Source organism: Streptomyces altiplanensis, assembly GCF_053591575.1.
In genome coordinates this window covers 15,023-28,099 of the sequence record NZ_JBSFUB010000090.1, presented here as the reverse complement: position 1 = coordinate 28,099, position 13,077 = coordinate 15,023, and the positions used below count along the sequence as shown (strand labels likewise).

Genomic DNA, 13,077 nt, shown 5'->3' with positions numbered 1-13,077 from the left:
AGCGTTAGGGAAACGCCCGGTTACATTCCGAACCCGGAAGCTAAGCCTTTCAGCGCCGATGGTACTGCAGGGGGGACCCTGTGGGAGAGTAGGACGCCGCCGAACAATCTTTCAGGACCCTTGGTCCAGCGTTCATGCTGGACCAAGGGTCCTTTTTGTTTTCCGAAGCGCGTCGGACGACCGACTGCGCGAGAATGACTGCGTTACCCCAAGACAGGAGCCAACCGATGTCCACCAACTCTTCCGACGATCGTCCGGAGCGCGAGCCGCGCCGGCGAGACGGCGATGACAGGGGCGGATACCGTGGCGGTCGTGACGACCGTGCGCCGCGCCGGGACAACGATCGTGGTGGGTTCCGTCGTGACGACCGCCCCACCGGCGGAGCTGCGCGAGGCGGTCGTGACGACCGAGGCGGGCGTCCGAGCGGCGGCGGTGGCTTCCAGCGTCGTGACGACCGGCCGAGCAGCGGTCCTCGTCGGGACGACAGCCGAGACGGCCGTCCGGCCGGCGGTGGTGGCGGTTACCAGCGTCGTGACGACGACCGTGGTGGGTTCCGTGGCGGTCGTGACGACCGTGCGCCGCGTCGTGATGACCGGCCGAGCAGTGGGCCGCGTCGTGATGACCGTCCGTCCGGTGGTGGCTTCCAGCGTCGTGATGACCGTCCCAGCGGTGGTGGTTACCAGCGTCGTGATGACCGTCCGTCCGGTGGTGGTTACCAGCGTCGTGACGATCGTCCCAGCGGTGGTGGGTATCAGCGTCGTGATGACCGGCCGAGCAGCGGTCCTCGTCGGGACGACAGCCGAGACGGCCGTCCGGCCGGCGGTGGTGGCGGTTACCAGCGTCGTGACGACGACCGTGGTGGGTTCCGTGGCGGTCGTGACGACCGTGCGCCGCGTCGTGATGACCGTCCCAGCGGTGGTGGTTACCAGCGTCGTGACGATCGTCCGTCCGGTGGTGGGTATCAGCGTCGTGATGACCGGCCGAGCAGTGGGCCGCGTCGTGATGACCGTCCGTCCGGTGGTGGCTTCCAGCGTCGTGATGACCGTCCGTCCGGTGGTGGTTACCAGCGTCGTGACGATCGTCCCAGCGGTGGTGGGTATCAGCGTCGTGATGACCGGCCCAGCGGTGGGCCGCGTCGTGATGACCGTCCGTCCGGTGGTGGCTTCCAGCGTCGTGATGACCGTCCGTCCGGTGGTGGTTACCAGCGTCGTGATGACCGTCCCAGCGGTGGTGGCTTCCAGCGTCGTGATGACCGTCCCAGCGGTGGGCCGCGTCGTGATGACGACCGTGGTGGCTTCCGTGGTGGTCGTGACGACCGTCCGTCCGGTGGTGGCTTCCAGCGTCGTGATGACCGTCCCAGCGGTGGTGGGTATCAGCGTCGTGATGACCGTCCGTCCGGTGGTGGCTTCCAGCGTCGTGATGACCGTCCCAGCGGTGGTGGGTATCAGCGTCGTGATGACCGGCCGAGCAGTGGGCCGCGTCGTGATGACCGTCCGTCCGGTGGTGGCTTCCAGCGTCGTGATGACGACCGGGGTGGGTTCCGTGGCGGTCGTGACGACCGCGGTGACCGTGACGCGTACCGCGGGCAGCGTGACGACCGGGAGCGTGAGCCCATCAGGCGGCTCCCCATCCCTGAGGACGTCACGGGTCACGAGATCGACAAGGACGTTCGTCAGGAGCTCCAGAGCCTGCCGAAGACTCTTGCCGAGGACGTCGCCAAGAACCTCGTCATGGTCGCGAACCTCATCGACGACGATCCCGAGGAGGCGTACGCCTACTCGCGCATCGCGCTGAGGCTCGCCTCGCGGGTGGCCGCAGTGCGTGAGGCCGCGGGCTTCGCGGCGTACGCGACTCAGCGGTACACGGAGGCGCTCGCGGAGTTCCGCGCGGCCCGCCGTATGACCGGGAGCGTGGAGCTGTGGCCCGTCATGGCCGACTGCGAGCGCGGTCTCGGGCGGCCGGAGCGGGCGATGGCGATGGCCGGTGAGCCCGAGGTGCAGAAGCTCGACAAGGCGGGACAGGTCGAGATGCGTCTGGTCGCGGCCGGAGCGCGCCGGGACATGGGGCAGATCGATGCCGCCATCGTGACTCTTCAGGGGCCCGAGCTGGCGTCGAACTCGGTGCAGCCGTGGACCGCGCGACTGCGGTACGCGTACGCCGATGCGCTGCTGACGGCCGGGCGCGAGGCTGAGGCCCGTGAGTGGTTCGCCAAGGCGATCGAGGCCGACAAGGACGGTTTGACGGACGCTTCCGACCGGCTTGCCCAGCTCGACGGTGTCGACTTCGTCGACGCTCTCGACGAGGAGAGCGTCGAGAGTGGTGAGCCGGTGGCCGAGTCCGCCGCGGAGGATCAGGACGAGACCGGCGTGGAGCCTGGTGAGGGCGACAAGGACTGAGTCCGTGTGAGTGAGTGAGGGCGGCACCCCGGTGGGGTGCCGCCCTTTCGCGTTCCGGGACCGGTTCGGCTCAGCTCAGGTCGAGGCTGCGCAGGACCAGGCCCGTCGCCGGCTTCGGGCCGAACGACGTGGACTTGCGGGGCATCGTGACGCCCTGGCGGGCCAGGTCCCGGACGACTTCTTCGCGTACCGGATGCATCAGGACGGCCGTGCCGCCGTGGCGCTCCGCCTGGGTGACGGCCGCCTCGGCGCCGTGGATGTACGCGATGTCCTCGGGGGCGTCGGGAATCGACCACACGTGGTCCAGGAGCGTGGCGTGCAGGACGGTCGCGTCCAGGGTCCGCCAGGCTTCGGGGCGGCCGGCCGGGACCGTACGGGACAGCAGGGCCTCGTCGGGGCGGTCGACGAGGTGGAAGGTGCCGTCTCCGGCCAGGAGGAACGCGTTGCCGGCGGTGGCCGCTTCGCCAAGGGCGTCCAGGGCCCGGGGGAGCGGGCCCGGGACTTCGCGGATGCGGAAGGCGCCCGCGGCGGCGGCGAGGGCGCCGGCGACGGGGAGGCGGCGCAGCAGGCGGTGGATGGCCCGGACCTGGAGCGGGTAACGGGCCGTGTCGATGAGGAGGACGAGACCGGAGTCCCAGGGGCCGGGAGCCGGTTGTTCCGCCTTGAGGCGGAGGTACGTGGCCCAGCGGTGGTGGCCGTCCGCGATGAGCGCCTGGCGGTGGGACAGGTCCGCCGTGACTTCGGCCAGCTCGGCCGGGTCCGTGATGGACCACAGGCGGTGGCTGAAACCGTCCTCGGTGGTGGTGGCCAGGAGGGGGGAGCGGAGGATGGTGCGCTCGATGACGGCGGTCGCGCCAGTGGCGTCGCCGCGGCTGCGGTAGGTCAGCAGAAGCGGTTCGAGGTTGGCCGCGGTGGCGCGCATCAGGGCCGCGCGGTCGGCGACGACGTGCGGCATGACGTCCTCGTGGGGGAGGACGATGCCCTCGGCGGGCGGGGTGAGGGCGAGGGCGCCGATGAGGCCGCGCTGGAGGAGATCGCCGCTGCGCTGCTCGTACACGTACAGGGCGGGCTCGGGGTCCAGGGCGAGCACGCCCTCCGACAGCCAGTGGTGGAGGGTGTCGGCGGCCTGCTGGTTGCGGGTCGCGGAGGTGGCGGCCTGCGGGAGGATCAGGCGGACGATGTTGTACGGGTCGGCCGATTCCAGGTGGTGGAGGCCGTCGGGCCGTACGACGACGTCGTACGGCGGGGACGTCACGGCGGCCAGGCTGCTCACGCGTTCGGGGACGTAGCGCAGTCCACGGAATGGGGCCAGGCGCAGGCCGTGGTCCTCCTCGGGCCGACCAGGTGTGCTCATTGGTGCATCGTAAGTGGGGTCCTGCGATGAGCGATGATCGGGGGACAAGCAGCTATCTAGGAGCGAGGCCCGATGAGCCAGCAGACCAGGACCCGGCCCGACGCGAGCGCGCGTGCGCTGAAGGAGGCGTACGACACGGCTCTGCTGGACCTGGACGGTGTCGTCTACGCGGGCGGTGAGGCCATCGCGCACGCGGTGGACGCGCTCGGGGTGGCCCGGCAGGGCGGGATGCATCTCGCATATGTGACCAACAACGCGCTGCGGACGCCCGATGCGGTCGCCGGGCACCTCACGGAACTCGGGGTGCCGGCGGAGGCCGGGGACGTCATCACGTCGGCGCAGGCCGTGGCCCGGCTGATCGCCGATCAGATTCCGCAGGGGGCGCGGGTCCTGGTGGTGGGTGGGGACGGGCTGCGGGTCGCGCTGCGTGAGCGCGGGCTGGTGCCGGTGGAGTCGGCCGACGACGGCCCGGTGGCCGTGGCGCAGGGGTACGGCGGGCCCGACATGCCGTGGGGGAGGCTCGCGGAAGCCTCGTACGCCGTCGCGGGCGGGCTGCCGTGGTTCGCGTCCAACACCGATCTGACGATTCCCAGTCCGCGGGGGATCGCGCCGGGCAACGGCGCGGCGGTGGAGGTCGTACGGATCGCCACGGGCGCCGAGCCGCAGGTGGCGGGCAAGCCGCTGCCGCCGATGCACAGGGAAACGATCCTGCGGACCGGCGCCGAGCGGCCGCTGGTGGTCGGGGACCGGCTGGACACGGACATCGAGGGCGCGAACGCGGGCGGCGTGGACTCGCTGCTCGTACTGACCGGGGTGACGGACGCCGCGCAGCTGCTGGCGGCCGCGCCGAAGTACCGGCCGACGTATGTGGACGCGGATCTGCGGGGGTTGCTCACCGGGCAGCCGGAAGTGTCCGGGGCGGACGGCGGGTTCACGTGCGGCGGGTGGACCGCTTCCGTGCGGGGCGAGGCGCTGGTGATCGACGGCGAGGGCGCGGCGCTGGACGGGCTGCGGGCGCTGTGCGCGGCGGCCTGGACGTACGCCGGGGACGGGGAGTGCGGGCTGGACGCGGGCAAGGCGCTGGCCCGGGTGGGTCTTTGACGTACGCGCTGTGACGCACGCGCTGTGACGGCCCCGGCCTCGGCTGCCGTCGCGGCCCTGTGCGCGGGTGTCCGGGGGCCGGGAGGGGCAGGACTGTTTGTCGCGATGGCAGGGTAGGCTAACCTAACTCCGTGTTGGTCGACAGTCCTCCCAGACAGAGCGCGATACCGGCCCCGCCGGCCCCCGCGCCCCGGAAACGCAATGCCGTACGAGCTGTGGGATTGTTCCTCTCCCTCGGCGTGCTGCTGCTGGTCGTCGTCGCGAGTATCGCGATCGGCGCCAAACCGCTTGCCCTGGGCGACGTGTGGCACGGCCTGTTCCATGCCTCGGGCACCGGCAACGACGTGATCGTCCAGGACGTGCGGGTGCCCCGCACCCTGCTGGGCGTGCTCGTCGGCGCGGCGCTCGGGCTCTCCGGAGCGGTCATGCAGGGACTCACCCGCAACCCGCTCGCGGAACCGGGGATCCTGGGCGTGAACGCGGGGGCCGCGGCCGCCGTCGTCTCCGCGATCAGCTTCCTCGGGGTCAACTCGCTGACCGGATACGTGTGGTTCTCCTTCGTCGGCGCGGGAGTCGTCTCCGTGCTGGTGTACTTCCTCGGCGGCAGCCGCGGCGCGACGCCGATACGGCTCGCGCTCGCCGGCACCGCCGCGACCGCCGCGCTCTACGGCTACGTCAACGCCGTACAGCTGATGGACTCGGCGGCGCTGGAGCAGATTCGTTTCTGGACCGTCGGCTCGCTGGCCTCCGCCGACATGGAGATCATCGGCAAGGTGTGGCCGTTCATCGCCGTCGGTGTCGTGCTCGCGCTGTTCATCGCGCGGCCGCTCAACGCGATGGAGATGGGCGAGGACACGGCGAGGGCCCTGGGCGCGCATCTGACCCGTACCCGCGTACTCGCGATGGTCGCCGTGACGCTGCTGTGCGGCGCCGCGACCGCCGCCTGCGGGCCGATCGTCTTCATCGGGCTGATGGTGCCGCACCTCGTCCGGACCCTCACGGGACCCGACATGCGCTGGATCCTGCCGTACGCCACGGTGCTCTCGCCGGTGCTGCTGCTGGGCTCGGACGTCATCGGGCGGGTCGTCGCCCGGCCCTCCGAGCTCCAGGTCGGCATCGTGACCGCGCTGGTCGGCGGGCCCGTGTTCATCTATCTCGTACGCCGCCGGAAGATGGCCCAACTGTGACTGTTACCTCTCCCGCCCCCCGTTCCGCCCGGGGGGTCCGCGCGATACGCACCCGCGGCGGACTCTCCTTCAGGGTCGAGCCCAGGGCACTCCTCGTCGTGCTGCTGCTCAGCGCCGCGGCGCTGGCCATGGGGGTCGTACTCATCGGCAGCGGTGACTTCCCGATGTCACCGGGCGACGTCGTCCGTACGCTCCTCGGAAACGGCACCTCGTCGCAGGAGTTCATCGTCACCGAGCTGCGCCTGCCGAGGGTCGTCGTCGCGCTGCTCGTCGGTGCGGCGCTCGGGATGTCCGGGGCGGTCTTCCAGTCCATCTCCCGCAATCCGCTCGGCAGCCCCGACATGATCGGCTTCGGGCAGGGTGCGACGGCCGGCGCGCTGGTCGTGATCGTGCTGTTCAAGGGCAACGCCTTCGCGGTGACGGGCGGCGCGCTCGTCGGCTGTCTGCTGACGGGAGCCGCCGTCTACTTCCTGGCGTGGAAGAGGGGCGTGCACGGCTTCCGTCTGGTGCTCGTCGGAATCGGCGCCGCCGCCATGCTCACGGCGCTCAACCACTACCTGATCACCAAGGCCAGCATCGTCGACGCGACCCGGGCCACGGTGTGGATGACGGGCTCGCTCGACGGGCGGGGCTGGGAGCAGGCGTGGCCGCTGCTCGGCGTGTGCGCCGTGCTCGTTCCGCTGGTGCTGGGGCACGGGCGGTCGCTGCGGATGATGGAGATGGGCGACGACGCGGCGTACGCCCTCGGAGTCGGCGTCGAACGCGGCCGGCTGGTGCTGATGCTGTCCGCCGTGCTGCTCATCGCGGTGGCCACGGCCGCCGCCGGCCCCATCGCCTTCGTGGCGCTGAGCGCGCCGCAGCTCGCCCGCAGGCTGACGCGCTCGCCGGGGGCCAATCTCGGGGCCTCGGCCTCCATGGGAGCCGTCCTGCTGGTGGTCGCCGACTGGGTTGCGCAGCAGGCCTTCGGCGGCAAGCAGCTGCCGGTGGGCGTGGTGACCGGGGTGCTCGGCGGCTGTTATCTGCTGTGGCTGCTGGTCACCGAACGCAAGGCGGGACGCATATGAGCCGTCGCCGTACGGAACCGGATCCGCATCCGACGATCTCGCACGTGAACGAGAAGAACCCCAGGAGCATGCCAGTGCAGCGTCAGCGCCTCAGTGCGGAATCCGTGACCCTCGCCTACGACCAGCGGGTCATCGCCGAGAACCTGTCCGTCGAGATACCCGACAACTCCTTCACGGTCATCGTCGGGCCGAACGCCTGTGGCAAGTCGACGCTGCTGCGCGCCCTCTCACGGATGCTCAAGCCCACGCAGGGGCGGGTGCTGCTGGACGGGAACGCCATCGGCTCCATGCCCGCGAAGAAGGTGGCCAGGACCCTCGGGCTGCTGCCGCAGTCGTCCATCGCGCCGGACGGGATCACGGTCGCGGACCTGGTGGCGCGCGGCCGCTATCCGCACCAGGGGCTGCTGCGGCAGTGGTCGCCCGAGGACGAGCGGATCGTCGGGGAGTCGATGGCCTCGACGGGCGTCGGCGAACTGGCCGACCGTTACGTCGACGAGCTGTCCGGCGGGCAGCGCCAGCGCGTCTGGATCGCGATGGCCCTCGCCCAGCAGACGCCGCTGCTGCTGCTCGACGAACCGACGACCTTCCTCGACATCCAGCACCAGATCGACGTGCTCGACCTGTGCGCGGAACTGCACGAGACGCAGGGGCGCACCCTCGTCGCCGTACTGCACGACCTGAACCATGCCGCGCGCTACGCCACGCACCTGATCGCCATGCGGGGCGGCGAGGTCATCGCGCAGGGGCCGCCGTCCGAGGTGGTCACGGCGGAGCTCGTGGAGCGGGTCTTCGGGCTGCGCTGCCAGGTCATCGACGATCCGGAGACCGGGACGCCGCTGGTGGTGCCCGCGGCGCGGAAGGCGCGCGACGGCCGGACGGTGGCCGCGGCGGCCACAGCAGCTTCCTGAGGCGGCTACAGCAGCTTCCTGAGCCGGATCAGGTCGCGGAAACCGGCCTCCAGCCTCACCCGGCCCGAGGCCCAGGCCTTCGCGAAGTTCAGCTCGCCGCCGACCATGGCGACCAGGTCGTCACCGGTCATGGCCAGGCGGATCTCGGCGCGCTCGCGCGGGGGCCCGTCGTGCGTGTCCCGTACGTCGATGCGGCCGTCCGCGAGACGGCCGGTGAACGTGATGTCCAGATCCGTGATGTGACAGCTCAGGGAACGGTCGAGCGAGGCGGCGCTGCGTACGCCGTCGTCGTCGGCCCGAGCCAGATTGTCCGAGAGTTCACCGAGTGCGCCGCGGCACTCTTCCATCGTTGCCATCGGGACCGACGGTACCCCAGCCCTTCGGGGTAGCGTCGGGGCATGAACGACGAGGACGAGACGGCGGCAGCCGCCGCCGCGGTGTACGACCCGGCCGCACCGGCGCCGCTCGGGGCCGGGCGCACCCCCACCGGGCACGCCGCTGTCGACGCGCTGCTCGAGCGGCTGGGCGCCGCGGACGACCTCCCGGCGGACGGGCACATCGCGGTGTACGAGGATGTACACCAGGGGCTGCGTGAGGCGCTGACCGCGCTGGACGCACGACCGGGTCCTCCGGCGCCCCTTTCCCCGTACGACCACAGGAGCTGAACCGAACGTGGCAGGAGTCGCGCGCCGACGCCTCGACGCCGAGCTGGTCCGCCGGAACCTCGCACGCTCACGGGAGCACGCGAGCCAGCTGATCGCCGCAGGGCGGGTGAAGGTGGGCGGCGCCGTCGCGACCAAGGCCGCCACGCAGGTCGAGACCAGTGCCCCCGTGGTGGTGCTCAAGGACGACAACGACCCCGACTACGTCTCGCGGGGCGGGCACAAGCTGGCCGGCGCGCTGGCGGCGTTCGTACCGCTGGGGCTGGAGGTCGAGGGGCGGCGGGCGCTGGACGCCGGGGCTTCGACCGGCGGGTTCACCGATGTGCTGCTGCGGGCCGGGGCCCGGGAGGTCGTCGCCGTCGACGTCGGGTACGGCCAGCTCGCGTGGTCGCTCCAGTCCGATGAACGTGTGATCGTCAAGGACCGTACCAACGTGCGGGAAATGACACTGGAGACGATCGACGGGGAGGCGGTCGACCTGGTCGTCGGCGATCTGTCCTTCATCCCGCTGGGGCTGGTGCTGCCGGCGCTGGTGCGGTGTGCCGCGCCGGACGCCGATCTCGTGATGATGGTGAAGCCGCAGTTCGAGGTGGGCAAGGACCGGCTGGGCAGCGGCGGCGTCGTACGCAGCGCCGGGCTCCGGGCCGAAACGGTACGGGCGGTGGCCCGGCAGGCGTGGGAGCTCGGGCTGGGCGTACGGGGCGTCACCGCCAGCCCGCTGCCCGGGCCTTCGGGGAACGTCGAGTACTTTCTGTGGCTCCGGGCCGGAGCTCCCGAGCTCGACCCGGCGGATGTTGACCGTGCAGTGGCGGAGGGGCCGAGTTGACAGCGACGACAGCGACGACGACAGACGGACCTGCTGGAACACGCACCGTATTCCTGCTCGCGCACACCGGACGCCCGGCGGCGATCCGCAGTGCGGAACTGGTCGTACAGGGGCTGCTGCGCAGCGGAATCGGCGTGCGCGTGCTGGTGGCGGAGGCGGCCGACCTGCCGCTGCCGCCGTCCGTGGAGCTGGTGGCGGAAGCCTCGCCCGCCGTGCTCGACGGGTGTGAACTGCTGATCGTCCTCGGCGGGGACGGAACGCTGCTGCGCGGCGCCGAGTTCGCGCGCGCCTCCGGGGTGCCGATGCTCGGCGTCAACCTCGGCCGCGTCGGCTTCCTCGCGGAGGCCGAGCGCGACGACCTCGACAAGGTGGTCGACCGGGTCGTCACGCGTGCCTACGAGGTCGAGGAACGGATGACCCTCGACGTCACCGTGCGCAACAACGGCGATGTGGTGCACGAGGACTGGGCGCTCAACGAGGCCGCCGTGCAGAAGGTTTCGCCCGAGCGGATGCTCGAGGTCGTCCTGGAGATCGACGGCCGGCCGGTGACCGGTTTCGGCTGCGACGGCATCGTCTGCGCCACCCCGACCGGCTCCACGGCGTACGCCTTCTCGGCGGGCGGGCCGGTGGTCTGGCCCGAGGTGGAGGCGCTGCTGATGGTGCCGATCAGCGCGCACGCGCTGTTCGCCAAGCCCCTGGTGACGTCGCCGGCCTCGGTGCTCGCGGTGGAGGTGCAGCAGCACACGCCGCACGGTGTGCTGTGGTGCGACGGACGCAGGACCGTCGAACTGCCCGCCGGCGCGCGGGTGGAGGTGCGGCGGGGCGCCGTCCCCGTGCGGCTGGCGCGGCTGCACCACGCGTCGTTCACCGACCGGCTCGTCGCCAAGTTCGCCCTTCCCGTGTCGGGATGGCGCGGGGCACCGCACTGATCACCGGCCGTTCCGGCGCGTCCACGGCGTCGCGCCGGCCGTGGTGATCGCGCGGCGAAGCCCGCGCGGAAGAGGACCAGGACGAGGAATGCGCCCTCGGTGGCCGGCCGACGCCTCGCCGGGGGCCTTGGCCGGGCGGAGCGGGGGAGAAGCGCGGGGCGCCGGCAGAGCGGCCGCCGTCGTCGTCACCACCGCGTCCGCGAGGCAGACCGGCGGCGCCCAGACGGTCTGGAAGGCCGTGTTCCGGGGGATCGGGCCGGCACCCCGCCGAGTGGGGAGCCGACGCGGTGCCCGGGGTGGATACGACCACGAAAATCGACATGTAGATCAAACCGGCCGGGAGGGCCGCGGCCGCGCCGCTCGCGCGCGCGGACACGCCGTCCGGGTCTGCGGGCGGCGAAGGCGGGGCGCCGGCCGCGCAGGGCCGGCCCTGCCCGTCCCGGCCTCATGAGTTCAGGGGGTGGGCGGGAGAGCATGCCGCGCGCCGGGGTGATCACCCGGGCCCGGGCGGGTTTTCCGCGGGTGAGCGAGGCCGGAGCGCACGGGAGCGAGGGACAGCGCGGGGGAGTGTCGGAGCGGGGTCCGTCGCACAGTGGGGTCAGGACCTCGTAAGGTCGTGTCCGTGTTGGAGGAGATGCGGATACGGTCGCTGGGCGTCATTGACGATGCCGTCGTCGAGCTGTCACCGGGGTTCACCGCGGTGACCGGCGAGACCGGCGCGGGCAAGACCATGGTCGTCACCAGTCTCGGGCTGCTGCTCGGCGGGCGCGCCGACCCCGCCCTCGTGCGGATCGGGGCCAAGGCGGCGGTCGTCGAGGGGCGGATCACCGTGCCCGCCGACGCGCCCGCCGCCGTACGGGCCCAGGAGGCGGGCGCCGAACTCGACGACGGGGCGCTGCTGGTCAGCAGAACGATCTCGGCCGAGGGGCGTTCGCGTGCCCACGTGGGCGGGCGGTCGGTTCCGGTGGGGCTCCTCGCGGAGCTGGCCGACGACCTCGTCGCCGTACACGGGCAGACCGATCAGCAGGGCCTGCTGAGGCCGGCCCGGCAGCGGCAGGCGCTGGACCGGTACGCGGGCGACGCCGTCGCCGTCCCCCATACGAAGTACGCGGCCGCGTACCGGCGGCTGCGCTCCGTCGTGGCGGAGCTGGACGAGCTGACCACCCGGGCGCGTGAGCGTGCGCAGGAGGCCGATCTGCTGCGCTTCGGGCTCGACGAGATCGCGGCGGTGGAGCCGCGGGCGGACGAGGACGTGGAACTCGCCGCGGAGGCCGAGCGGCTCGGGCACGCCGAAGCCCTGGCCTCGGCGGCGGCCGTCGCGCACGCCGCGCTCGTCGGGAACCCCGAGGACCCGGAGAGCGTCGACGCGACCACCCTGGTCGCCGGGGCGCACCGGGCGCTGGACGCCGTACGCGCCCACGACCCGGCGCTCGCCGCGCTGGCCGAGCGCATCGGTGAGATCGGCATCCTGCTGGGGGACGTGGCGGGGGAACTGGCCGGGTACGCCGACGACCTCGACGCCGATCCGCTGCGGCTCTCCGCGGTGGAGGAGCGACGGGCCGCGCTCACCCAGCTCACGCGCAAGTACGGCGAGGACATCAGGGCGGTGCTCGCGTGGGCCCAGGACGGCTCCGCACGCCTGACCGAGCTGGAGGGCGACGACGACCGGATCGGCGAGCTGACGGCCGAGCGGGACGCGCTGCGGGAAGAACTGGCCGGGCTGGCGCAGGCGTTGACCGACGCGCGCACGGAGGCGGCGAAGAGATTCGCCGACGCCGTCACCGAGGAACTGGCGTCGCTCGCCATGCCGCACGCGCGGGTCACCATCGACGTACGGCAGGCCGAGGACCCGGAGGGGGTCGAGGTCGGCGGGCGGCTGGTGGCGTACGGGCCGTCCGGGGCCGACGAGGTCGAGCTGCTGCTCGCGCCGCACCCCGGTGCCCAGCCCCGGCCGATCGCCAAGGGCGCTTCGGGCGGTGAGCTCTCCCGGGTGATGCTGGCGGTGGAGGTGGTCTTCGCCGGGTCCGATCCGGTGCCGACCTACCTGTTCGACGAGGTCGACGCGGGTGTGGGTGGCAAGGCGGCGGTCGAGGTCGGACGGCGGCTGGCGAAGCTCGCCAAGTCGGCGCAGGTCGTCGTGGTGACGCACCTGCCGCAGGTCGCGGCGTTCGCCGACCGGCAGTTGCTGGTGGAGAAGACCAGTGACGGGTCGGTCACCCGCAGCGGGGTCACGGTGCTGGAGGGCGAGGACCGGGTGCGGGAGCTGTCGCGGATGCTGGCCGGGCAGGAGGACTCCCAAACGGCCCGGGCGCACGCGGAGGAACTGCTGGCGGCGGCGCGGAGCGACGGGTAGCGCGGTGGCGGTGGTGGCCGCCCGCGCCGCTCACTTCGCCGGCCCCGCTGCTGTACGGCCTCCGGCCCGGGGGCGCCGGGGCCGTTGACACCGGGCGCCGGCGGCGTGCGTGCTGTGGTGTTCCACGGAGACCGTTGATCACCTATGTGGGTGACACCGGTGAAGTGCGACCAGGGGTTCGACCCTTCCGCGGCGCCGGAACGCACGTACGGACTGGCATTCTTGGCGCAGCACGCCCGCTGTGCGCGGCACGCCCCCGTGCGCGGCACGCCCGCCGTTCGACGCCGACTCAGGAGC

General features: G+C 72.2%; 11 protein-coding genes, 1 rRNA gene and 1 pseudogene. 11 read left to right on the top strand and 2 right to left on the bottom strand.

Features of this window, described 5'->3' with window-relative positions:
* From rrf to ACWD0Y_RS28975, 3 genes and pseudogenes are all read left to right on the top strand, one after another.
* A 5S ribosomal RNA gene (gene rrf, locus ACWD0Y_RS28985) occupies window positions 1-105 on the top strand; the annotation flags it as partial.
* A gap of 29 nt (window positions 106-134) precedes the next feature.
* A pseudogene (locus tag ACWD0Y_RS28980) lies at window positions 135-1,547 on the top strand (hypothetical protein); the annotation flags it as partial.
* 66 nt (window positions 1,548-1,613) lie between these two features.
* Window positions 1,614-2,396, top strand: coding sequence for a hypothetical protein (locus tag ACWD0Y_RS28975; protein WP_450263282.1), 783 nt, complete (start codon window positions 1,614-1,616; stop codon window positions 2,394-2,396).
* Window positions 2,397-2,466: 70 nt separating this feature from the next.
* Here the strand turns inward: ACWD0Y_RS28975 and ACWD0Y_RS28970 are convergent, their stop codons facing one another.
* Window positions 2,467-3,750: a DUF1015 family protein gene (locus ACWD0Y_RS28970; protein WP_450263279.1), complete on the bottom strand. Its 1,284-nt coding sequence runs from the start codon at window positions 3,748-3,750 to the stop codon at window positions 2,467-2,469.
* Window positions 3,751-3,822: 72 nt separating this feature from the next.
* Between ACWD0Y_RS28970 and ACWD0Y_RS28965 the strand changes: the two genes are divergently transcribed.
* The 4 genes from ACWD0Y_RS28965 to ACWD0Y_RS28950 all read left to right on the top strand — a co-directional run bounded on the left by ACWD0Y_RS28965 (window position 3,823) and on the right by ACWD0Y_RS28950 (window position 8,010).
* Window positions 3,823-4,851, top strand: coding sequence for an HAD hydrolase-like protein (locus ACWD0Y_RS28965; protein ID WP_450263278.1), 1,029 nt, complete (start codon window positions 3,823-3,825; stop codon window positions 4,849-4,851).
* A 134-nt stretch (window positions 4,852-4,985) separates the two neighbouring features.
* Window positions 4,986-6,038: a FecCD family ABC transporter permease gene (locus tag ACWD0Y_RS28960; RefSeq protein ID WP_450263281.1), complete on the top strand. Its 1,053-nt coding sequence runs from the start codon at window positions 4,986-4,988 to the stop codon at window positions 6,036-6,038.
* Window positions 6,035-7,102, top strand: a complete 1,068-nt coding sequence (locus ACWD0Y_RS28955; protein WP_450263277.1) for a FecCD family ABC transporter permease — start codon at window positions 6,035-6,037, stop codon at window positions 7,100-7,102. The genes ACWD0Y_RS28960 and ACWD0Y_RS28955 overlap by 4 nt, the downstream gene beginning before the upstream one ends.
* Before the next feature lie 68 nt (window positions 7,103-7,170).
* Window positions 7,171-8,010, top strand: coding sequence for an ABC transporter ATP-binding protein (locus tag ACWD0Y_RS28950; protein WP_450263276.1), 840 nt, complete (start codon window positions 7,171-7,173; stop codon window positions 8,008-8,010).
* A 5-nt stretch (window positions 8,011-8,015) separates the two neighbouring features.
* Here ACWD0Y_RS28950 and ACWD0Y_RS28945 read toward each other — a convergent pair whose 3' ends face one another.
* A complete protein-coding gene (locus ACWD0Y_RS28945; RefSeq protein ID WP_450263275.1) occupies window positions 8,016-8,366 on the bottom strand; it encodes an SCP2 sterol-binding domain-containing protein in 351 nt (116 codons plus the stop codon).
* 42 nt (window positions 8,367-8,408) lie between these two features.
* Here ACWD0Y_RS28945 and ACWD0Y_RS28940 point away from each other — a divergent pair, with 42 nt between their 5' ends.
* The 4 genes from ACWD0Y_RS28940 (at window position 8,409) to recN (ending at window position 12,780) form a co-directional block, all read left to right on the top strand.
* The gene (locus ACWD0Y_RS28940; RefSeq protein WP_450263274.1) at window positions 8,409-8,675 is read left to right on the top strand and encodes a hypothetical protein; all 267 of its coding nucleotides are present in this window, start codon (window positions 8,409-8,411) and stop codon (window positions 8,673-8,675) included.
* 7 nt (window positions 8,676-8,682) lie between these two features.
* Window positions 8,683-9,498, top strand: coding sequence for a TlyA family RNA methyltransferase (locus ACWD0Y_RS28935; RefSeq protein ID WP_450263273.1), 816 nt, complete (start codon window positions 8,683-8,685; stop codon window positions 9,496-9,498).
* The gene (locus ACWD0Y_RS28930) at window positions 9,495-10,427 is read left to right on the top strand and encodes an NAD kinase (protein ID WP_450263272.1); all 933 of its coding nucleotides are present in this window, start codon (window positions 9,495-9,497) and stop codon (window positions 10,425-10,427) included. Before ACWD0Y_RS28935 ends, ACWD0Y_RS28930 begins: the two co-directional genes overlap by 4 nt.
* A 634-nt stretch (window positions 10,428-11,061) precedes the next feature.
* Entirely contained in the window at window positions 11,062-12,780 is a 1,719-nt protein-coding gene (recN, locus tag ACWD0Y_RS28925) for a DNA repair protein RecN (RefSeq protein ID WP_450263280.1), read from the top strand.
* The last annotated feature ends 297 nt before the right edge of the window (window positions 12,781-13,077 follow it).